This window comes from Snodgrassella sp. M0351 (assembly GCF_016100575.1).
Taxonomy (GTDB): Bacteria; Pseudomonadota; Gammaproteobacteria; order Burkholderiales; family Neisseriaceae; genus Snodgrassella; species Snodgrassella alvi.
The window spans coordinates 1-24,669 of record NZ_JACFSG010000007.1; the positions used below are offsets into that span (position 1 = coordinate 1).

10 protein-coding genes and 1 tRNA gene are annotated in these 24,669 nt (G+C 39.8%); 7 read left to right on the plus strand and 4 right to left on the minus strand.

Going from position 1 to position 24,669, the window contains the following annotated elements:
- The 4 genes from H3V01_RS10720 to tsaA form a co-directional block, all read right to left on the minus strand.
- Window positions 1-6,842: ESPR-type extended signal peptide-containing protein (locus tag H3V01_RS10720; RefSeq protein WP_198186780.1), on the minus strand; the 6,842-nt coding region annotated here is incomplete at its 3' end.
- Window positions 6,843-7,642: 800 nt separating this feature from the next.
- Window positions 7,643-8,002, minus strand: a complete 360-nt coding sequence (locus tag H3V01_RS10725) for a hypothetical protein (protein ID WP_025331816.1) — start codon at window positions 8,000-8,002, stop codon at window positions 7,643-7,645.
- Window positions 8,003-8,104: 102 nt separating this feature from the next.
- Window positions 8,105-9,022 (minus strand): UDP-3-O-acyl-N-acetylglucosamine deacetylase, encoded by a 918-nt coding sequence (lpxC, locus tag H3V01_RS10730; protein WP_025331817.1) that lies wholly within the window; start codon window positions 9,020-9,022, stop codon window positions 8,105-8,107.
- A gap of 302 nt (window positions 9,023-9,324) precedes the next feature.
- Window positions 9,325-10,017, minus strand: a complete 693-nt coding sequence (gene tsaA / locus H3V01_RS10735) for a tRNA (N6-threonylcarbamoyladenosine(37)-N6)-methyltransferase TrmO (protein WP_198186783.1) — start codon at window positions 10,015-10,017, stop codon at window positions 9,325-9,327.
- Window positions 10,018-10,952: 935 nt separating this feature from the next.
- Between tsaA and H3V01_RS10740 the strand changes: the two genes are divergently transcribed.
- The 7 genes from H3V01_RS10740 to H3V01_RS10770 form a co-directional block, all read left to right on the plus strand.
- On the plus strand, window positions 10,953-11,702 hold the full coding sequence (locus H3V01_RS10740) for an electron transfer flavoprotein subunit beta/FixA family protein (RefSeq protein WP_078474288.1): 750 nt from the start codon (window positions 10,953-10,955) through the stop codon (window positions 11,700-11,702).
- An 11-nt stretch (window positions 11,703-11,713) separates the two neighbouring features.
- Window positions 11,714-12,658 (plus strand): electron transfer flavoprotein subunit alpha/FixB family protein, encoded by a 945-nt coding sequence (locus H3V01_RS10745; RefSeq protein ID WP_084586831.1) that lies wholly within the window; start codon window positions 11,714-11,716, stop codon window positions 12,656-12,658.
- 177 nt (window positions 12,659-12,835) lie between these two features.
- Window positions 12,836-13,888 (plus strand): threonine aldolase family protein, encoded by a 1,053-nt coding sequence (locus tag H3V01_RS10750; RefSeq protein WP_198186781.1) that lies wholly within the window; start codon window positions 12,836-12,838, stop codon window positions 13,886-13,888.
- Window positions 13,885-14,493: an IMPACT family protein gene (locus tag H3V01_RS10755; RefSeq protein ID WP_084548537.1), complete on the plus strand. Its 609-nt coding sequence runs from the start codon at window positions 13,885-13,887 to the stop codon at window positions 14,491-14,493. Before H3V01_RS10750 ends, H3V01_RS10755 begins: the two co-directional genes overlap by 4 nt.
- Before the next feature lie 70 nt (window positions 14,494-14,563).
- Window positions 14,564-15,844 (plus strand): phosphoribosylamine--glycine ligase, encoded by a 1,281-nt coding sequence (gene purD / locus H3V01_RS10760; RefSeq protein WP_198186782.1) that lies wholly within the window; start codon window positions 14,564-14,566, stop codon window positions 15,842-15,844.
- Between the two features lie 870 nt (window positions 15,845-16,714).
- A tRNA-Gly gene (locus tag H3V01_RS10765) sits at window positions 16,715-16,788 on the plus strand.
- Window positions 16,789-17,737: 949 nt separating this feature from the next.
- The coding region (locus H3V01_RS10770) for an ESPR-type extended signal peptide-containing protein (protein WP_255516685.1) at window positions 17,738-24,669 on the plus strand (6,932 nt) is incomplete at its 3' end.

Here is a 24,669-nt window from a genome sequence, read left to right on the forward strand (position 1 = left end):
TTGCCAGCTGCTACATTGGTAATTCGCTGCACTGTACTATTATGGCCGGCATCATAAGCGGTCAGTGTGCTGTTCCACTGCAATGCATTTGTTTGCAGCGATGTTACTTTACTCTTGGTATCAACCATATCATTCTGCAGACTGGTCAAACGGTCAGTAGTATTAGAAGTAAAGCTATCCAGCTTATTGCCAATTGTCTTGATCTCATTATCAGCTGTCGTAGACAAACTGTTATAACGAGCATCTGCTGCATATTTAACACCGGTAGACAGGCTGTACAGCTGAGTTCCGTTAATGGCATCAGTTGAATCCGGTGCCACTTTACCGGCAGCTACATTAGTAATTTTCTGTGCCTTACCGGTGCCATGGTCTGCACTATAACTGTCGTTCTTCCACTGCAGTGCATCTTCCTGTAATCTGGTAACATTACTGGTAGCAGTACTCACTGTGGTACTTAACCCTCCCAGAACAGTTGAAGTACTGCTGGATAAGTTGTCTAAACGTGCCTGAGTACTAGTAGACAGGCTGGCTACGCTACTTGAAGTGCTGGTTGATAAACTGCTTACTCCGCTAGAAGTACTGGTAGACAAGCTGGCTACGCTGCTCGAAGTGCTGATAGACAAACTGTTGTAAGCAGTTGATAGTGTCGTAGACAAATTGTTGAATGCAGTTGAAGTACTGTTAGACAGATTATTAAATTTTTCCGGCCAGACAGAAGACAGAGTATTCAGAGTCTGCTGGGCAGAGTTTAAACTGGTAGATACTGATTCCGATACTTTTCCCAGACTAGCAGAGTAATCTGAGTTGGCTTTATATAACTGTGAACCGGTAATCACATCACTTGAATTTGGATTAATATCACCTTCAGCAACACGGGTAATTTTTGCAGGATTACTTGTTGCATGACCAGCATCATAGGCTTCCTTTATACTATCGTACTGTAATGCATTTTTCTTTAACTGATCTACCTTATCACTGATAACATTTGCAACGGTAGAAAGACTATTGATACCGCCGGCTTTAGCAATAGAACTCAAAGATTGCGACAAACTATCAAAGCCAGTACTAACACTGTTGGAAAGGTTGGTGATTTTAGTGTTTGAAGTGTACAGCTGACCGGCAGTAGCTACATCACTGGAACCTTCTTCGATTAATCCATCAGCTACATTAGTAATTTTACCCGGCATAGATGCAGCACCATGGCTGGCGTCATAGGCATTTTCATTCCACAACAATGCATTCTGCTGTAAAGATTTTACATTAGAATTGGTTGCTTTCAGGCTAGTGGACGTTGATTCAGACAGTTCGGTCAGTTTGTTGCGGGTATCAATCAGACCGGTTGACAGACTGGAAAGATTTTTATTGCTAATATCTGTCAAAGATGAAGAAAGGCTGCTTAAACCATTAACTACACTGTTCGAAATTGAACTTATATTACCGGCAAGATTATTTACCTGATTATTGGTCGTATACAATTGTCCGCCGGTCACTACATCACTTGAGTCTTCACCCAACTTACCGTCTTTTACATTAGTAATACGCTGGTAAATACTATTGTGACTGGCATCATACGCACCACCATTCAGATCTTTGTTCCACAACAATGCATTCTGCTGTAATGAACCAACATTTTTATTAGTTTCTTTCAGAGAAGTTGATGTTGAATCAGACAGATCAGTCAGCTTGTCATTAGTCTTTTTCAGCTCATCAGACAAGCCGACCAGACTTTTGTCACTTATATCCTGCAGTGAAGTTGACAATGTTTTAAATGTAGTGCTTACACTACCGGATAAACTACCCAGATTAGTGTTAGTAATATTCAGCTGATTACCGGTAACCACATCACTGGAACCGGCTATTGCATTTCCATCCTGTACATTAGTGATACGCTGTGCCTGTCCGTTATGAATAGCATCATATGCACCGCCATTTATGTCTTTATTCCATAACAGCGCATTTTGTTGCAATGATGTGATACTGATATTGGTAGCATTCAGCTTCTGATCAAAACTTGTAGACAAACTGTTAATTTTATTGTCAGCAAAATTATTCAGTGCAGTGGAGAGACTGCTCACACCAGCTGATGCTGATACAGAAAGCAAGTTCATTGTACTGTCAACAGTGCCGGATAAATTACTCAGTTTGGTGTTGGTAGTATACAGCTGACCACCTGTTACTACATCACTTGAAGTTGCCGACAAAGAGGCATCCGCAACATTGGTAATTTTTTCCCTTCCGCCTGCCACACCATGGCTGGCATCATAGGCACCTATATCTTTATTCCATTGCAGAGTATTTTTCTGTAATGTATTTATATTGGTATTGGCAGAAGCCAGACCATTATCCAAAGTCGTTGACAGTTCTCTCAGACCTGTTGTCAGTGATTTATTCAGACTATCAGACAGATTAGTTAAACGTGTATCAGTTGCTGTAGATAAAGAATTTAACCCTGTATTCAGGTTGGTAGATAAACTGCTGACAGCGGTATTGGTATTGTATAGCTGACCACCTGTTACCACATCATTGGAATCTGGATTCAAACTAGCATCCGCAACATTGGTAATTCTTGCTTTTTCACCCGCTGCACCATGGCTGGCATCATAGGCAGATACCTTATCATTCCACTGCATGGCATTTTGCTGTAAATCACCTAAATTACCCTTAGCAGAATTCAGGTTGGTATCAACAGTACTGGAAAGAGAAGCCAGCCCCTTAGTTAAAGACTGATTCAAATCTGTTGACAGCTTATCCAGACCGAGAGAAGTGGAACTATTCAGATTTTCCAGCTGCTTAGTGAGATTATTGGACAAGGTGCTGACACTGGTATTGGTACTATATAATTGCTTACCAGTTACAACATCGGTGGAAACATCACTCAGATCACCATCAGCTACATTGGTAATTTTTCCCCGTCCGTTTGCATCACCATGGCTGGCATCATAGGCACCTTTATCTTTATTCCATTGCAGAGCATCCTTCTGTAAAGTAGTGATGCTGGAATTGGCAGTAGACAGACCATTACTCACTGAACTAGACAAACTGTTCAGGGCTGTTGCGGACAATCCATTCAGTGAAGTCGACAAGCTACTCAGACTTGCTACCGTAGAAGAGGAAAGGGTATACAGCTGTTTACCGATCACTACATCAGTTGAATTCGCATCGGTACTTCCTTCTGCTATATCGGTGATACGCTGATTACCCCGTGTAGGATGTTTGGCACTATATGCATTAGCAGCCGAACTCCATTGCAAAGCTGTTTCCCGAAGAGTGGTAATATCCTTCTGACTCTTGTCGATACTTGTACTCAGACTACCGCTAACTGACTGGTAAGAAGTATCTAAAGTTGTACTCAGACTAGTCAGTTTGGTCTTAGTAGATGAAGCCAGTGAATCCAGTGAGGTATTGGTGGTATATAACTGTGCACCAATAACCACATCAGAAGATGCCGGTGCTATATCACCAGCGGCAACACCGGTAATTTTTCGTTCGGTACCATTCTGACTGGTGGCATCATATGCTATTTTACTCTGATTCCATAACAGTGCCTGATTTTTTAAATCAGTTATATTATTGTTGCTTTCAGTCAGACTGGTGTTTATTGTGGAAAAGGTCTTATTCAGTTTAGTGACAGTAGCTGTGGAAAGACTGTATAACTGACCACCAGTAATAACATCAGTTGATCCTTCATCAGTACTGCCTGCTTTAACATTAGTAATTTTCTGCGGAACATTATCATGCCTGGCATCATAAGCACTACCATTCCACAATAATGCATTGGATTGCAGAGAACTAATATCTTTGCCAATTTTGTCAGCCACTGTAGACAAGCTGTTATATTTAGCCTGATTAGAAGAAGTTAGCTCTGTTGACAGGGTATCTAGACCGGTACTGATACTACCGGCTAAAGAGTTCAGATTTGAATTAGTTGTGTACAGCTGGGCGCCATTAATTGCATCACTGGATGTAATTGAAATATCACCCTGAGCAACCTGCGTAACCTTCTGAGGATTACTGTCACGTGCAGCATTATAAGCTTTACCATCCCATTGCAGTGCATTAGTTTCCAGCTGTGCAATGCCATCTGAGGTGGATTTTTTCAAACTGTTTAAACTTTCATTAGCTTGATTTAGTCCAGTGGTAATAGTAGTTGATAGTTCACTTGTTTGTTTAGAAACGGCTTTAGACAAATTATCAATATTATTATTAATTTCTGTCGACGCAGCTGTTAACTGATTATTAGCATCCTGAATATCTGATGCAGTAGCTGTTTTAAGGTTATTGATACTGGTATTAGTACTGAATAATTGTCCACCAATAACCAGATCACTCGATGTAGCCTTACTTATATCGCCAGCAGCTATATTGGTTATCTTACGGTTTACATTGCCATAGCTGGCATCATATACATCACCTTTGAGCTGTAAGGTTACAGCACTAAGATGATCAATCGAATTACTGGTTGATAGAGACAGTGAGGCAATAGCTGTGTTAGTAGTATTAATGACCTGCGAGACAGATAAAGAAACTGAATCTCTCTTAATGTTTGCATCATCTATACTACTTTGAGTTGCAGTAGAGAGGCTGGAAATACTAGAATTAGTAGTAAACAATTGTCCGCCGTTAACCACATCCGTAGATGTGGGGGTAGTAATATCACCAGCAGCTATATTTGTAATTCTCTGCGCTTGTCCATCACGGCTGGCATCATAGATACCATTTTTCAACTGTAATGCATCACGGTTTAACTGAGTAATACTGGAAGAAGCGCTAGTAGTCAACTGACTGAGTTTATCTGTTGTAGAAGACAGTACTGAGCTGACAGATCCGGAAACTGTTTCAAAATTTAAGATTGCACTACTAATAGAACCAAGTGATGTACTAGATAAAGTACTTAATAACGAATTTGTAGTATATAACTGTCCGCCGTTAACAGCATCAGTTGATCCCGGCGCAGTATCATCACCAGCAGCAACATTCAGAATTCTTGCAGGTCCTTTTCCTAGATGAGATGCATCATAAGCCAGTGCCTTTGAATTCCACTGTAATGCATCTTCCTTCAGCTCTTGAATACTCTTTTCTGATGAAGTTTTTAATGAAGTGTATTTATCATTAATATCTGTAAACCGGGCATCAACAGAAGTAGATAAAGTATTTAAATTGCCATCAGTTGAAAGAATACCGCTGGAAACCGAAGAACTCAGTGAGATTAAATCACTGTTTATAGATGACAATCCAGTTGATGTAGAAGATGACAAACTAGAAAGGCTTGTTGACGTAGAAGTTCCCAGACTTTTTAACTGTGCCACATTAACCGCATCAGTATCCTGTGTACCAGCAGCTAATCCTGTAATCTGCCTTGTCAGGCCTAAAGCTGCATTTCCGATTGCGACAGCAGCGGCTGTACTCTTCCAGACTGGTGAAGTGTCAGCAGCACGTGCAGTTTTAGCAGACGGATCATATCCTACAACACCTTGTTGAACAGAAGCAACAGAACCGCTACCCAGAGCCACACCGTCATCAATACTGGCATTAGCATTATTACCAATAGCAATACCGTTTACTCCGCTAACAGTGGTGCTGTTACCAAGAGCAAGTGCGTTGGCAGCGCTGACATTGGCAGCATTGCCTACAATCATGGCCCCTGATGCGGTTTCGGTAGTAGTATTATTGTTACCAATAATGCGTATACCACTTACTGCATCGGTTTTCTTACCAGCGATAACATTATTATTACCGAATATACCTGTATCACTGGCTGCAATGCCTTCGTCTTTGTTACCTTTATTCTGATTACCCAGAGAATAGGTTCCGTCACCGGAAATAACAGTTGCACCAGTAGCATCATTTGTCTGTTCACCGGTAGTAGAATCGTAAAGCGTAGTGGTAGTGGAACCGCCTATGGCACCGGATCCTTTACCAGAAACCTGATTACCTGAACCAATACTGATACTTTGCTCTCCGGTAGCCTGAGCGGCATTACCGATAGCAACGGCCGAATGTCCCTTTGCCTGAGACTGAACCCCTAGAGCAACAGTACCATCTGCGCTGGCCTGAGACTGAAGACCGACAGCTACACTTCCCACACCGTCAGAAGATGCTACCGAACCCAAAGCGACACTGGATACACCAGTAGCCTGAGAACTTACACCAAAAGCAATGGATGCACGACCAGAAGCCAGTGCTGCCGTACCGAAAGCCATAGCTCCGCCGGCAGTAGCAGTGGCATTAGTACCAAAAGCAGTTGAATAATTACCGGAAGCATATGCACCACATCCGGTTACAAATGAAGCAACGCCGTAAGCAACCGGCATTTTATTAGCAGAACCGCCAGTAGTCGTTCCCTGAGTTTGAGCTACAGTAGCATCAACACCTTTGTTATTTGAACCATATGGAGTCTGAGTACCATATGGCGTATTTCGAGCAAATCTTAAATACTCATCCAAAGCACTGATTCCACCGGTAATTCCTGGTCCTCCGCGTCCGGCTACATCATCAGCTCCGCATTGTGCAGCTGAACCATCAAATGCAGATAAAACAATTGAACCATGACTACCATTAGCATAATTTGAACCGGTACCATCAGTACTGGTAACTGTATTAGCTACTGCACCTGTTATAGCTAAATTGGCAGCATAGGCATTTGACGCCCAAAAAGACATATTGAGAACTGATGCCATAAGACTCAGTTTGAAAATAGAACCAAATCTGGATTTACTGCTTACCATACCGGCGGCAGATAAATAAGAGACTGTATCAGACTTGGTTTTGCTCTTAGCTAGTTCGGAAGCTGCCACCCAAGTCTGGGTCGTTTCATTCCATATAGCACGATATATTTTATTCAATTGGTTACTCCTGATTTAGAAATCATGCCGTAAAACAAATTTTGGATAACTTAATAAAGTTAAGTTAAAAATTAAGATAAATCTTTAAGTAATATAACATAAATATTTGTTTGCATGTAGTAAAAAACATAGAAAAACACTTAACAAAACTGTTGGCTTATGAATTTTTTTTATAAGTAAGCAATTGAATTTTTATCAAATTATTTTTTTTTATTTTATATATGTATGTTTATTAAATACTTTGTTTAGATATTATTATTGTCTTATTAACACCACAATAATAATAGTTACAGTTAATATGAAAGAGCAAATATGAATTATTTTAAATAAAATTTTCTGGACAAAAAACAAATTTAATTAGAGTACGACAAAAATTAGCATTTCATGTTTGAAACTTAAGTTCATAGTTATATTTTCTTTATCTGGTATCAGTTACTTTTTTATATTACTGAAACAGAAATTTTATTTACAATTATATGCAATGTACTTAAAAAATGATTTCATTTTTTATTTATCAAGTACACATTATTTTTATGCTTATACTGGAAGTAAATAAAATATAGATTTTATTAACAACAAACGTATTTACTCTAAAAACAAAATGCAGTATTAAATATATTTGTAATTATAAACAATATAATAATTCTCAGTATATAATCATTATGCTGATTTGATATATTTATATAAATCAGCATATAAATGCTATATCTGAGTTACAAAAAACACGCCATCAATAGTAAATAAACTAACAATTTTAATTATAATATTTTGATTTTCTAATTAAAATTATTAAAATAATTCTATTGTTCCATTTGTTTTTCAACATCAATCAGAGCCCGGCGGGATAAAGCCAGATTAGCCCTGCTGTTATCAAGTACAGAATACAAAAACAGGCTGCCAAGTTTTTTCAGCGGCCGGATCAGATGATACTGCTGTCCGAGGGTAATCAGTATATCTTCAATTTCGTCATTCAGCTCCAGCATCTGCATAGTTTTAATTTTAGAGCGGATAACTTCGGTACTGCTGGCAGCAGCAATTTCCAGATCAATTTTATTGATAGCATTGCCAGCCATCAGCATACCATTATCGTAATCAACCACTGCCGCCGCCAGTGCACCTTCTACGTTAAGTAATTGCGCTACAACAGCTTGATAGTCCATTCTTTTATATCCCGGAATAGTTAATTAAACCGGAGAATAATTGTCCGGTCGGTTAATCTGATAGTATTGTTAAAATAGTATAACATAATCTGTACGCAAATATCAGGCAGCCTGAGGCAGATGATGGAAGGCAGAAGGCAGCTGCCGGTCATGTGGAAATGTTACCCATTCATACGTTTCGGGCTGTGCCAGTAATTGCCGCAATAATGCATTATTAATCGCATGGCCGGATTTATGGCCTTCAAAAGCGCCGATAATCGGATGTCCGAGTGTATAAAGATCGCCAATTGCATCCAGAATTTTGTGGCGTACGAATTCATCAGGATAACGTAAGCCTTCAGGATTAAGCACATCTGTATCATCAATTACAATTGCATTGCTCAGATTTCCGCCCAGCCCCAGATTATGGCTGCGCATCAGTTCTACTTCCTGCATAAAACCAAATGTCCGTGCGCGGGAAATTTCATCAACATACGACTGTCCGGCAAAATCTATCGTGAAAGTCTGATTACTGCGATTGAATACCGGATGATCAAAATCTATGGTTAAAGTAACCTGAAACCCCTCATACGGAGCAAATTTTACCCATTTATCTTCTTGCGACAGCATTACCGGCTGTTTAATACGTAAGAATTTTTTTTCAGCAGGCTGATCAATAACACCCGCATCTTGCAAAAGATAAATAAAAGGCAGGCTAGAACCATCCATAATGGGAATTTCCGGTGCATTGAGCTCAACAATGATATTGTCGATTCCATAGGCAGCGAATGCCGACATAATATGCTCAATGGTGCCGATACGAATACCGTCTGGAGTAACAACTGTAGAAGATAAACGGGTATCGTTAATCAGTTCAGGAGTCAGCGGCACAATACGGCCAAGTTCTCCGTTCAGATCAGTGCGGCGAAAACGGATACCACTATCAGATGCAGCCGGATGCAAACTCAATCTTACCCGCTCTCCGGAATGCAAACCCACTCCGGTAACACTGATACTTTTTGCTAATGTGCGCTGCAACATATTCTGTTCCTGATCAATCCGATAATCCAATAGTAACGAATTTAACCGGTAAAAGTAATGAATTTTGCCAAACAGTGGATAAATTATTGCTATCAGAATTTATTTCTGCCAATTATCCACAGAAAGTATTATCAGCAGAAAAGTTATCCACATAATCCACAAATCATACTCATCCGCAAATAATAAGTTATCTACAATTAAATAGGTGATTTTTTAATACTATTTTCACTTTTCCACAGGATGTATGGCTTCGTCTTTGTCTTCATCAATTTATTATTTATATTTTTATTTGAATAATAATTTTAAATTCCGACATGTTCACGTAATCCGGTTACTTCAACAGTTTTATCTCTGAATTGAAATAAAACATCAAAATTACCCAGATGCATAACAAAAACTTTGTCTGTATGGTGCTGATGCACCGGTCGCGGATCCTGGGCCAGACTTTGATTAACTAATTGAAAATATTCAGAATCTAATGAAAAAAATTGCATTTGATTTAATGCATGCTGTGACCAGTGAACTGTCAGTAATTCGCGTTCATGTGCAAAACTGCTATGTGCATAAGGTTTAGCCTCAACAAACGGAATATAGGGTTTGATATCAATTACCGGTGTCTGATCGAGAAAATCCACACCGCTTACATACAATCGAATCTGTTTATTACATTCAATTCGCTCTAGTTTTACCAGTGATAAACCTAAATGATTAGGCCGGTGCGGACTGCGGGTTGCAAAAACCCCTTTTTTTTCTTTACCTCCTAATTTTGGCGGTCTGATCAGAGGTTGCCAGCCGTCTTTAATGGTGGCATGAAAAATAAACTGAACCCAGATATATTCATAATCACTTAAACCGCGTATACATTCAGCAGTAAATTCTGTGGATAAATCGATATATGCCTGAGCTGCCGGTACCAATCCTGGCTGCCGGGCAACTCCGAATTTTTGTTTATAGGGAGAATTAATGTAACCAATCGGGTGGATTGTCCAGTGCAGACCGGAATTTTCAGAAGATGCGGGCATAAAACGTACAAAATATGATTAATCAGAACAGGTATATTGTACGGTAATTAGTATATTTCTCTGTATATAAATTGTGGATAAAATAATTAATTTATTGTTTTTATTATGCTTAAATTAATCATTAAATGAGTTTCAGCTGATATCCGATTACTTAAGTTATGCACGGAATCATAATATTATCGTTTAAGTTGTTGATAAATATGTTTTTATTATTTACTGTTTTATACTGATTTCCGTATAAATTCGAAACAGCTTGTTTATCTGGCAGTATTACTGATTTATTAGCTGTTTAAAAGTATATTTTCTAATTAAAAATATTATTAATAACGATAAACAGATCATTATGATTGTGGATAATTTAATTTTTAGTGATAAGTGAATTTCTGTGGATTTTAATCTTGTATGGAAATGTCTGATTCATGATTTCAACCAGAATAAATTATTAACCCGGTATTCCGGACTTGTAGCCTGAAGACCTGCCTGTGGATAAATATAACAGAGTAGGGGAGTGTTTAACTATATGATTTTAATATTATAAAAAATAATTGTGTTAAATTGCGGATTTTAAGTTGCAATGGTTTTATTTCATACCGGAAATTAGACTGAATTGATCTGTTTATAGCTGTTGATTATTTTTTACAGAATTAAAAATTATTGTACACAGTGATTTTAAAACCGGCCGGATAAAGTTATCCACAAATCATATTTGAACAGCAAAATGATATTTCCAACTGAGTGTCGGCAGTTTATCTGTATTTCTGTTACTATATCCGGTTAAGTATAAATTGATAGTAGCAATTAAATTACACTGATTAGCTGATTTATCTGTATTGCGGTGGTTAATCTGCAATCAGTATACCGGTAATCACTGATGATTGCCGGTTATGATTAATCTAAGGGTGGTTCAGATGAAAATATTGGTAGCGGTAAAGCGTGTTGTCGATTACAACGTGAAAGTACGTGTTAAACCTGATGAATCAGATGTGGATATTGGCAATGTGAAAATGTCGATGAATCCGTTTGATGAAATAGCTGTGGAAGAAGCTGTACGTTTAAAGGAGGCCGGTAAAGCTACTGAGGTGGTGGTGGTATCTTTAGGTGTGAAACAGTGTGAAGAAACCTTGCGTACAGCTCTGGCAATGGGTGCTGATCGTGCCATTCATGTTGAAACAGATGAAAAGCTCGAGCCGCTGGCCGTGGCTAAGTTATTAAAAGCGGTGGCCGAAACCGAGCAGCCGCAGTTATTGTTGCTGGGTAAGCAGGCAATTGATGATGATGCCAATCAGACGGCACAAATGCTTGCCGCTTTAATGCAGCTTGCGCAGGGTACTTTTGCCAGCAAAATAGAGCTTAAAGCAGATGAAGTGCTGGTTACCCGTGAAATTGACGGCGGACAGGAACAGCTGGCGCTGAAATTACCAGCTGTAATCAGTACTGATTTGCGGCTGAATGAACCTCGCTATATCAAGCTGCCGAATATTATGCAGGCAAAAAAGAAACCGCTTGAGAAAAAAACAGTAGCTGAGCTGGGTGTGGATATCAGCCCGCGGCTGGTACAGTTGAAGGTAACTGAACCTGCTGAGCGGGCTGCCGGCATCCGGGTTGGAAATGTGGCCGAGCTGGCAGACAGATTGCATCACGAAGCAAAAGTCATTTAAAGGAGATATTAATGTCGGTATTGATTATTGCTGAGTATCAGCAATCCTGTCTGGATGAGGCCACTTTGCATGCTGTATCTGCGGCACAGCAACTGGGGGAAATTGATATTCTGATAGCCGGGCATAATGTAGCCGGTATCGCTGCCCAGGCACAGCAAATTAGCGGGGTACGAAAAGTATTACTGGCTGATGCTCCTGACTATGCTCAGGTATTGGCGGAAGCAGTAGCTCCACTGGTAGTGCAACTTGCTGATTCATATAATTATATTATTGCAGCAGCTACTTGTTTCGGTAAAAATTTGTTACCGCGTGTTGCGGCTTTACTTGATTGTGCTCCTGTTTCTGATGTTGTTGCCATTATCGACAGTCAGACATTTGTTCACCCGATTTATGCCGGAAATGCTTTGCAAACAGTGCGTAGTGAACAATCGAAACAGTTGCTGACAATCCGGACTACCGCATTTGCTCTGGCAGAATCTGCTGGCGGGCAAGCGGCAATTGAATCTGTTGCCGCTGTTCCTGTGCCTGAATTAAGCCGTTTTATTGAACGTAAACTGACCAAATCAGATCATCCTGAGCTGACTACTGCTAAAGTGGTCGTCAGTGGCGGACGTGGTTTGGGCAGTGCTGAAAATTTTGCTGCACTTCTCAACCCGCTTGCCGATACCCTGAATGCAGCTATCGGTGCTTCACGCGCGGCTGTGGATGCCGGTTATGCTCCGAACGATTATCAGGTAGGGCAGACAGGGAAAGTAGTCGCACCGGAGTTATATATTGCTATTGGTATTTCAGGAGCCATTCAGCATCTGGCCGGAATGAAAGACAGTAAAGTTATTGTGGCTATTAATAAAGATGCTGATGCTCCGATTTTTAACGTAGCTGATTATGCGCTGGTTGCTGATTTAAATACTGCTGTTCCAGAACTGCTTGAACAGTTAAAGGCTCTCGGACATTAAATTGCTGATGGTTGTTGAATAATGTTTCACGTGAAACATTATTCAACAGTTTAGCCTTGAAACAAACGGGTAGAAAGTATCCGGTTTGCTGTAACTGATTGCCGGTAAACTGCCTGAATATACTCAGTATTCAGGCAATTTTTATGATATCTTTTATAAAAAATTCAGCTTAAAACGATGAACCGATTACATGATAATCAGAGTTATGCTTTTGCATCAGATAATTATTCAGGTGTTCACCCGAAAATTATCCAGGCACTGACAATCGCTAATGGCGGACATCAGCCTGCTTATGGTGCTGATGTGTATACGCATGCTCTGCAACAGAAAATCAAACAGTTATTTGGTGAGCAGGCTGAAGCTTTTCCGGTATTTAACGGAACCGGAGCCAATGTTACCGCTTTACAGGCATTGTTGCCGCGCTGGGGTGCGGTGATTTGTGCGGAGAGCGCACATATTCAGTGTGATGAAGGAGTGGCGCCTGAACATCTGGCCGGCGTAAAGCTCCTGACGGTTGCTACTGATGATGGTAAATTAACCCCGCAACTGGTAGCCCGGCAAGCCTGGGGTTTTGGAATGGAACATCGTGCTCAGCCGGCAGTTGTGTATATCAGCCAGACTACTGAGCTGGGCACTTGTTATAGTGTGGCTGAAATCCGTGATCTGGCCGAATATTGTCATAAACATAATATGCAGCTTTATCTGGATGGAGCACGGCTGGCGAATGCACTGGTAGCGGAAAATACTGATGCCAGAACCATGATTACCGATACGGGTGTGGATATGCTTAATCTGGGCGGTACTAAAAATGGTATGCTGCAAGGCGAATGTATCATCAGTATGCGCGCAGATACTCATGCTGCTATGCCGTATCTACGTAAAATTAATGCTCAGCTTGGTGCAAAAATGCGTTTTATTTCAGCACAATTTCTGGCATGGCTGGAAGACGATCTGTGGCTGGATCTGGCCGCCAACAGTAATCTGATGGCAAAGCGGCTGGCTACATCACTGACCGCAATTGAGCAGGTATCGGTTACTCAAAAAGTTCAGGCAAATGCCATATTTGCAATATTACCTGCTAATGCTCGTGCTCGTTTGCATCAACAGTTTCATTTTTATGACTGGGATGAAAGCAAAGGAGAGGTACGCTGGATGACCAGTTTTGATACCACAACTGAGCAAGTTGATGCATTTGCGGCCGCTATCAGGCAGGCTGTTGCAGAAAAATGAGTACAATTTATCAATACACAACGCTGGCAGCACCGGCGCAGGCTGAATTTAAAGATAAGGGCAGCCGTTTTCTGGCCTTTGCCTATCCGGTGCAGGATGAATCAGAAATTCGCCAGTATGTGCAAACTTTGCGGGAACAGCATCACAAGGCACGTCATTGCTGTTTTGCATGGCGTCTGGGCGTAGATGGTAACCGTTATCGTGCCAATGATGATGGAGAACCTGCCGGGAGTGCCGGCCGGCCGATTCTCGGACAGATTGATTCTGCGAATATCACTGACGTTGTAGTGATAGTGATACGTTATTTTGGTGGTACTTTGCTGGGAGTGCCCGGGCTGATCCATGCTTATAAATCTGCTACTGCGGCAGCGATAGAAGCTGCTGATAAAATTTGTCTGGATGTATGCCGGCAATTATGGCTTTATTGTGATTATGCTCATTTGAGTGAAGCAATGCGCTGGTGCCGGCAGCAGCAGGCACAGATAATACAGCAGGATCTGCAGCAGCAGTGCTGTCTGTCTGTCCGCCTGCCGCTTGCTCAGCTGGAAAGCGGGCTGTCATCTTTACGCAAGCTGCGGATGATTGATGTTAAACTGGATAACTGAATATTACTGGTTAATGCTATAAAACGCAGCCGGCTGGCTGCATACACACCTTATTTTGGAGAAGGGGTATATGAAATTACTGGTTATCGGCAGCGGCGGACGAGAACATGCTCTGGCCTGGCGTCTGGCACAGTCTCCCAAAGTAAATACGGTTTATGTTGCTCCGGGTAATGCCGGTACTGCAACAGAACCAAAGCTGCTCAACCTTGCTGTAACTGATCATCAGCAGTTGATTGCCTTCTGTCGTGAACAGCAAATAGCATTTACAGTAGTCGGACCGGAAGCACCACTGGCAGCCGGTATTGTGGATGATTTTACTGCCGCTGGTCTGGCTGTTTTTGGTCCGAGCCAATATTGTGCTCAGCTGGAAAGCTCAAAAGATTTTGCTAAGGCGTTTATGGCCAGAACGGGTATCCCCACAGCTGCCTATCAGACTTTTACTGATGCTGAAGCTGCTCATCAGTATATCAGTCAGAAAGGCGCACCGATTGTTATCAAGGCTGATGGTCTGGCAGCCGGTAAGGGAGTGATTGTTGCCATGACACTGGCCGAAGCTCATCAGGCTGTAGATGATATGTTGCGGGATAATACTATGGGTGCTGCCGGTAGCCGGGTGGTAATCGAAGATTTTTTACAGGGAGAAGAAGCCAGCTTTATTGTTATGGTCGATGGTGAGCATGTTTTACCTATGGCTACCAGTCAGGATCACAAACGCCTGCTTGATTTCGATAAAGGCCCGAATACCGGCGGAATGGGTGCTTATTCTCCTGCACCGGTAGTGACTGAAGCTGTACATCAGCGGGTAATGGATGAAATTATTCTTCCTGTAGTAAAGGGAATGCAGGCTGACGGCTATCCTTATCGCGGCTTTCTGTATGCCGGTTTGATGATAGATGATAGCGGAGCACCGTATATCATAGAATTTAACTGCCGGTTTGGTGATCCGGAAACTCAGCCGATTATGTGCCGGTTACAAAGTGATCTGGTGGAGCTGATAGAAGCTGCTCTGGACAGCCGGCTTGATACGGTGACCGCTGAATGGCGAGATCAGGCTGCTGTTGGTGTGGTACTGGCGGCGGCTGGTTATCCACAGGATCCGCGTAAGGGAGATGTAATTTCCGGGATTACCGAGGCTAATCAAACCGGAAAAGTTTTCCATGCCGGTACAGCGTTTAATTCCCGGCATGAACTGGTTACCCATGGCGGACGGGTATTATGTGTAGTCGGATTAGGTGCAGATATCAAAACTGCACAAACCAAAGCTTATACTGCTCTGGCATCGATAAAATTTGCCGGTATGCAATACCGGCATGATATTGGTGCAAAAGCATTAAAAGCTGTGGATAACTAAGTCTGATTTGTTTATTTTATCCGTTTATCAACAGATATTCTAATTATGTATTCTGTTTAGTCTGGCTGAGCAGAATACATAATTTTTTGGCTAAACTAGACAAATAGTATGTACTATTAAATTATTAAGATAAATTTTGATTATGGAGATATTCAATTTTAGCTTAGCACAGGCAAATGATAAGAATATAAAACTGTAACTGAATCGATTCTGTGGATAAATATAAAAATGATGTTATGGATAAGGCTGTCTGTAGATTGATTACATCCTCAACAGTTAAAATAAATCGGCATATTCATTAATGATTTTGAGGAATCAGTATAAAACTGTTTTATGCGGAAAATTTGAACTGGTTTCAATAAGAGGATTTAAGCATCAGAATATTCTTTATTAACTGTGTATTATCAGCAATTATAATCAAAATTGAATATGACTTATTCAGATATCAATTATTAATAACAGACATGATAGAAAAGGATAAACGTCATCAATACTATAGTGTCTGTACATAATTATTTATCCAGTATTTATCCACAGTCACCGGGTTTCCGGCTAAAAATACTGTTTTTGTGTTCTGGCTTGCTTATCATCTATTTTATTTAAAAATATGCTGAAATTTTTCCCGGCAAAGATATTAACTATCTGTAATTAGTTAATTTTAAATCAGGCAAAAATTTAACAGCCAGAGAAAATAATTTTTTGCAATTCTCAGTAAATTAACCGGATATTGAATATGCAGTGCTAAGTATAGCTGTACTTAATCCTGAATTTCTAAACCGGATAGAAGTGATATCTGGTTGTTTGGTACTAATAAGATTATAATAAAATAACTTCTCGGTAACATTACCTACTTACAATAAGCGTTTTTGAGCGGATATGATGTAGTGGTAGCATAACTGCTTCCCAAGCAGTTCGGGCGGGTTCGAATCCCGTTATCCGCTCCAGTAGACTAACTGTTATTTTAACTAATTAAGATAAATAAAATACTTATTAACAGTTTAGTTTTTAAAGCTTATAGTTTGAAAAACTGAATTTTTTAATTACTTTTTTTGTTCGGGATATTATTTTTGTTTGATTTGTAATAGTCATGCTTCCATAATCAGTTTCGATTTACAAAATGGCAATTTTTGTAACTGATATTTATTTTATCTGTTAAATGATATCCACAGACTTATACACAATTTATAAAATCACTATTTTATTTGTCTGCATTTATAGTTTTTATATTTATAAAGACACGAACCAATTCGGACATATAATTTAAATTTCTAACTACTGCGATTAATACTTACTGATTTATTATTCATAATTTTAATGTAAATTTTATTATTTTTAATAGATATAATACAATACTATTACAGAAAATATAAACGGGATATTTAAAATTCAGATATACCGCTATAATTCTGCATTATGTGGTTAAACAATTTCATAAAATACCAGTATAATATTCAGTATCTGCAAAAATACTGATAAATGATACAAAATCTGTCAAAATTTAATTTAAGCTTTTTATCTTACTTTTCTATAAAAATTAAGCAATAACGTTCCAATTTTATTTACAAGAATTATCAATAAGTAAAATTCGTTCTCATATCCTGTTGTGGCTTTTATAATACATTTAATAATAGGTAAATAAATAGTATTTATCCCATATAATCGCAAAATTTCATAAAAAGATCACATATAATATACTGTTTTTATAAAAAATTTTTTTAAGAATATTTTATTCAGCTTCAAATAATCTTCTCTGAAGCGTCTGTTTGTTTTACCACATTTATACAAATATTTATGTTATATTACTTAATAATTTAACTTTAATTTTAACGTTTTTTAAATTTTTTTTGGTTTTTTTGATAAACGCATGATTTTAAAAAATTAGGAGTTAACCAATTGAATAAAATATATCGTGCGATATGGAATGAATCCACGCAGACATGGGTGGCTGCTTCTGAATTAGCTAAAAGTAAAACTAAGGCAAATACAGTTTCCTGTCAGACTGCTGTTATACCTTCGTTACTGAGTAAGTTTGGCTTTAGAGCTTTCAAAACCGGACTGATTGCTTCTCTTGTGAATATGACATTATTTTCACCTGAATTGTATGCAGCCTCCTCCTATAGAATACATTACATAGGTAATCATAATGATAGTACGTATGCTTCCAGAACTGATAATTCTCCTACTAATGTTTCTAATCATTATGCAGGTAGTAGATCAACTATTACGTTGAGTGGTGAAGTTGCGAACTGTGGTGCGGATTATGTTAAGGGACGCAGCAATATTACTAAAGAGACCGGTTCAATAGATGCATGGACGGAATATAAGCGGTTTGCAACGAATACAAACTTTGTTTACAAAGGTGTAACTTATACTCCCTATGGTACTCTTGATCATGCTGAATGGGGATTGAGCTCTGGTACTCTCCAGCAGACTTATGATCCTAAAAATTCTACCGCTAAGACGGCAGCAGGTCAGCAGGGGCAAATAACCACTAATATTAGGGGTATATATAAATTACCTCTGGCTTATGGTGTGGGATCATTTGCAGCCTTTTGCGGATCATACACAGAAGGTAATTATTCAACAGCTTTTGGTACCAATGCTACTGTACTGGGAGGCGGTGCGCAGGCTTTTGGTAACGCTTCGCTGGCTCAGGGGCGTGCGTCTAATGCAGTTGGCGTTTCATCTCAGGCTAGTGGGGTATCCAGTGTCGCTCTGGGTTCTGTAGCCAATGCAAATGGTGTAGGAACCGTTGCTATTGGTTTGCAGTCACAGGCTGCTGGTGACGGAGCTGTTGCAATTGGTGCTCAGTCACAGACAGGTCTGGATTCTGGGATAGCTATTGGTAATAACGATAGTGCTACTTTCAAACAAAGTATTGGTATTGGTTCTGGTAATGATGTACGCGGAGAGGGCGCAATTGCTATTGGCGGGGCATCAACTGCTACCACATATAATACAGATGATGGTTTACAAAATGAATCGCGTACAGGTAATACTACTATCCTAGGAAATAATACGATATCTTTGGGTAACAGTAATACCGGTAAAACATTTACCTCAAAGAAAGATGATGGTATTTCTGCTGCCAATACAACCGTATTTGGTAACAGCAATACTATCAATAATGCGATTGATGGTGTACATATTATTGGTAACAGTAATACAGTGGGTGCGGCCAACTCAGCCAGTACAGGAACTGGTGCCACTATAATCGGTAATAACTCCATTGTCAGCTCAGATAATGGTATGGCTCTGGGTAATAATATAACCGTTGGTGGTACTGAAGCGATTGCCGTGGGTAATAACGCTCAGGCTCTGGCTGACGGAGCAGTTGCTCTGGGTTCGGGCTCTATTGCCAGTACCGCAGGTGGCGTTGCAGGGTATAATCCGGATAGCAGTAAATCTAGCGATGGTCCTATATGGAAAAGTAAAACCGGTGCCGGTGCCGTAGCTGTAGGAAATTCAAATAAAAACACCCGTCAGATAACCGATGTTGCTGCTGGTGTACAGGAAACAGATGCTGTCAATGTTGCTCAATTAAAGAGCCTGTATTCTTCTGTTTCAGGCAGCGTGGATAACTTATCAGCAGGTATTCAGCCTGATCTGGGTAAAATGGATGGTAATGTTGCCAGCCTTTCCACTTCACTCGATGATAAACTGAATAAAATTAATACCAGTATCAGTACTGTTTCAGAACAGACTAATACAAGATTAAATACATTAGATCAAAATATCTCTGATCTGACTAAATCAACATCTGAAGGTATTACGTCATTACAGCAAAATACTTTAAAGTATAATAAGAATTTAAGTGCTTATAATGTCGGATCAGAAGATGGCAGAACCACGTATAAAATAATCAATGTAGCAGAAGGGCAGGTTGCGGCTGATTCAACTGATATGGTTAATGCCGGACAGTTGTATACGACTAATGCACAGTTGACTTCTATCTCGACAGGCATACTTACCGGTATTGGTACTCTTAATAGCGGCGCAGACGGTATTTCGTCAGCTGTAGATAAATCAGTACCAAAAATAAACGCAGATATGGATGGTTTTACTTCATTCGTAGCTACCGGTATCAATGAGTTGCGAAGTAATATACTTGAATGGGATGAAAAAGGTAAAAAATTTGATGCTAAGGATGAAAAGAAAATAACCGGCGTTGAGAAAGGCAGTGCTGATAGTCCAGATTCCACAGATGCAGTAACCGGCGCTCAGTTACGTGCTACTAATATGTTAGTCAATAAAGTAGCAGTTGAGCTCGGTAATAGTATTACTACTAATAATAATCAGGTTAATAAACTGATATTAAATACAAATCTGGCAATATCAGACAGTAAGGACAGACTGACTACACTTAATACATCTGTTTCAACCGGTTTAAGCAGGATAACACGCAATGCTCTGTTATTTGATGCCCAGGCTGATGGCGGTAAAGGTGCATATCAGGCAGATCTCAATAAAACTCCGCAAAAAATCAGTAATGCAGCAGAGGGTGATATATCTGAAAAATCTACGGATGCGATAACCGGCGGACAGTTGTATACCACTAATTCTAATCTGGCTACGCTTTCCACTTCTATTTCTGCCGGATTGACTACTATTGCCGGTAATCGCAATAGTATTTCAACTGCTGCCAAAAACCGACTGGATAATTTATCCACGACAATAAGCGGAAGTCTGAGTTCTTTATCAACAGTAATTACTTCTGATTTAAAAACACTAAGCAATAATTTGCAGGCAGTGTCTTCTTCTTCCTCTACTGCAATTAATAATTTACAGAACAGTACAATATTACGAGGTAAGGATTCGGCATTTCATGCTACACATGAAAACCGGGCTCAAAAAATTACCAGTATTGCTCCGGCAGAGTTGAGTCCGGACTCAACCGACATGGTTAATGGCAAACAGCTGTATACTACCAATTCTAATATTAGCAGTCTGGCCAGTACTGTTAACAGTAGTTTCAGCAGTTTATCCGGTTCACTGTCTGCATCGGTTGGTAAAAATCTGAATAATCTGTCGACAGCTCTGTCTATAACCAGTAAAAAAGTTTCAGACCAGCAAAATGCTGAACTGCAATGGGATGACGATGCTAAGGCATTTAGTGCCAAACATGGTATAGATGGTAACCAGACAATTACTCAAGTCAGTGCTGGTGATATCAGTGATCCAAATTCAACTGATGCAGTAACCGGCGGACAGTATTATAAACTAAGTAAGGATATAGATACCGAGATAAATAATCAGACAACCAATGCCCTGAACTCTATAGGTCGGGTTAATGAGAGCATCTCAACCTTACAGCATGAAATATTGCAGTTTACTGACGGCAGTTTTAATGCACAGCGTGTTGAAAAAGACCAGAAAATTACTGGAGTAGCTCAGGCTGAGATAAACAGTGCATCTACGGAAGCCGTTACCGGAGCGCAGTTATACTCAACCAATTTATCTCTGAAAGCTTTAGAATCTTCAATCAGTACTGGATCTGACGATTTTGCTAAGCTGATAACCCAGTATTCTGAAAGTACGATGCAAAGTGGAAGTAATCGGGTAAACGAACTTAATACAAGTATTGGTGCCTTACAAAGTAATGCTTTGCAGTGGGATGATAAAGAAAGAGCATACAGTGCTACCCATGGTATTAAGGGAAACCAGAAAATTACTAATGTTACAGCCGGCTACATTGGCGCAGGTTCAACTGATGCAATAGTCGGCAGTCAGTATTACGACTTCTCTCTTTCTACTGCTAAGAGTGTAGAAAAATTAAACAACGAATTGAATGGTCTATCTTTAGATCAAATTAAACAACTGACTGAAAGTATCAACAAGGGTCTGGAAACAACTAATAAAGGAATAGCGCAATTAAAGCAGGATGCATTGCAGTGGAACGGTGATGCTTATGATGCCAGCCATGGTAGTGTTAATGGTAAAGAACAGATTACTCATGTTGCTGAAGGAAATTTGCTATCCGGTTCAACTGATGCTGTAACTGGCAGTCAGTTATTTAAAACTAATAACAGTATTGATAGCCTGAATACATCATTTTCAGCCCAATTAAAGCAAAGTTCAGATAATATCGATAGCCTCATGGCTACTCGAAAGGATGAGCTAAGCAAAAATGTTCATTCTGGGATCAGTAAGCTTGCCGATGATATCAGTACAGATATACAGACCGTTAACACTGGAATTAGTGGATTAAAAGAGAATGCACTGTTGTGGAATGGCAGTTCTTATGATGCCAGCCATGGTAAGATAGGTGCATTGAACAAAATCATTAATGCCGGTAAAGGTGGTGTGTATGATAAATCATCCGATGCTGTAATCGGTGATCAGTTATTTAGCACTAATAAAAATGTCAGTGCTCTTTCCGGCAGACTGGATACTGAGTTGTCAGATTTTTCCAATTCTGTCTCCACGAACCTGTTGAAAGTTTCATCTGATTTAAATCAAACCATGACTACCGGATTTGATTCTTTATCTACTACTATCAACACTGAACTTGGGGCTATTAATACCAGTCAGAGTGCCATAAAGCAAAAAGCATTAAAGTGGAATGACAGTGTTTATGATGCCATTGATGAAAACGACAATAAAGGACGTATTACTCAGGTAGCTAAAGGTGATTTACAGGTAAATTCCAGCGATGCGGTTGTTGGTGCTCAGTTGTTTAGCACAGATAGCCGGATAAATTTGCTTTCTGAATCATTTACAAAGAGTGTGACAGATTTTATCAGTACAACTTCGGGCAGTTTACAAAGCCTGTCTACAGTATTGGATACCTCTTCTTTTCCAGGTCTTGATAAACTGTCAACAGAAACTGAGTTACGTTTGAATGATATAAATGACAGAATTCCTGCACTACAGCAGAATGCGCTGCAATGGAATAAAGATAAAGGTGCCTATGATGCCAGTCATGGAGATCCGGGAAGTAAAGGAAAAATTACCAATGTTGCAGACGGTTTGCTGGCAAAAGGATCGAAAGATGCTGTAACAGGTAATCAGCTTTTTAATACCGATAAAGCAATCAGTGATTTGGGTAAAGAAGTAGATGCCGGTGTTAATAGTTTGTCCGAATCCCTGCTTAATATATCCGATAAAAATATCGCTACTTTAACCGGTTTGCTGAAACAAACTAATAACAAACTGACAAGTCTGTCTACAACTACACAAACAGAATTTACTAGTACTAATACCGGTATTTCCGATTTGCTGGACAATGCACTGCAATGGACGGATAAAGGTTATGACGCCAGTCATAAGGTTGAAGGCGCTAAAAATATTATCACCCATGTGGCAGCAGGCAGCCTGAAAGAGGGCTCATCAGACGCCGTAACCGGTGCACAGCTGTTCAGTACCAATAGTAGTATTACTGCTCTGGAAAGTAAATTAACAGGTGTATCTAACAGCCTCAGCACTGGTATCAACAGTTTATCCAGTTCATTAAGTGATGTAATAGATTCCAATTTATCAAAACTGGCACAGAACAGAGAAAATATTGAAAGCGGCATCGATTCTCTGTCTACAAGTGTATCTTCAACAGTGGATGTAGCTGATAAAGATCTGGCTGATCTTAAGCAAAATGCATTACAGTGGAAAGATGGTTCATATGATGCCAGTCATGGCATAGAAAATGCTAAATATCGTATTACTCATGTTGGTAAAGGTGATATATATGCCGGTTCAACCGATGCCATTACGGGTGGTCAGCTACACACTACCAATAGCAATATAAGTGCACTGACTAACAGGTTCAGTACTAGTTTTGAAAGTTTTTCAACTACTTTGAATGGTTTGGTTGATGCTGGAATCGGTAGTCTTTCTACCGGTATAGACGATATTAATACCAATGTAACCATTCTGCAGCAGAATGCGCTACAATGGAACGCGGGTATTAATGCTTATGATGCAAGTGTTGTAACGGGCAATCCGGCAAAAATTACCCAGGTTGCCGCTGGTCAGGTAGGGTTAAATTCGTCAGATGCCATTACTGGTGCTCAACTGTACAGCCTGTCGACGGCGTCTATAGAAAACCTGAACCATGTATCGATCTCAATGTCCAAGTCTTTATCTACCATAAATGATTCGGCTAAGAACGTATCTGATTTACTTACAAAACAGTTTGATACGATATCCGCAGATATTTCAGATAATTTAAACAGTTTGTCTAAGAGTGCTTCAGCTAATCAAAACACTTTTTCTGACAATGCGTTTAGTAGTATTTCAAGCCTCTCCTCAAGTACATCTGACCGCTTAACTGAATTGTCTGGTGATATAGTCAGAAGTATTAACACTTTGTCTGACAACACTAACACCGGGCTGATAAGTCTGGCTACAAGTATTACAGATTCAGCAGGCCAGTTATCTAAGTCCTTAAGTGACATTAAAGGTAATGCAGATAAGCTTAAACAGGATGCATTACAATGGAATGAATATGTCGGTGCCTATAGTGCAAATCATGGTATCGGTGAATCGCAATTCATTACTAATGTAGCTGCTGGTACAGTGGCACCGGATTCAACTGATGCCGTTAACGGAGCGCAGCTATACAACCTGTCTACCGGTATTCAGGATGCAGACAGTATTCGTTACAACAGTGTATCTAGTGTGCTGAATGATAATATCACTAAATTTAAAAATAAGCTGGATGATACCACTACTACAACTGCAAATAGTCTGAATAATCTGAGTGATAGTCTGACTAATATCACAACCAATATGACATCGCTGCAAACAAATGCATTGTTGTGGAATGGTAGTGCCTATGATGCCGGTCGCAATAGTGCAGCACAGCGAATTACCAATGTAGCAGCAGGCAG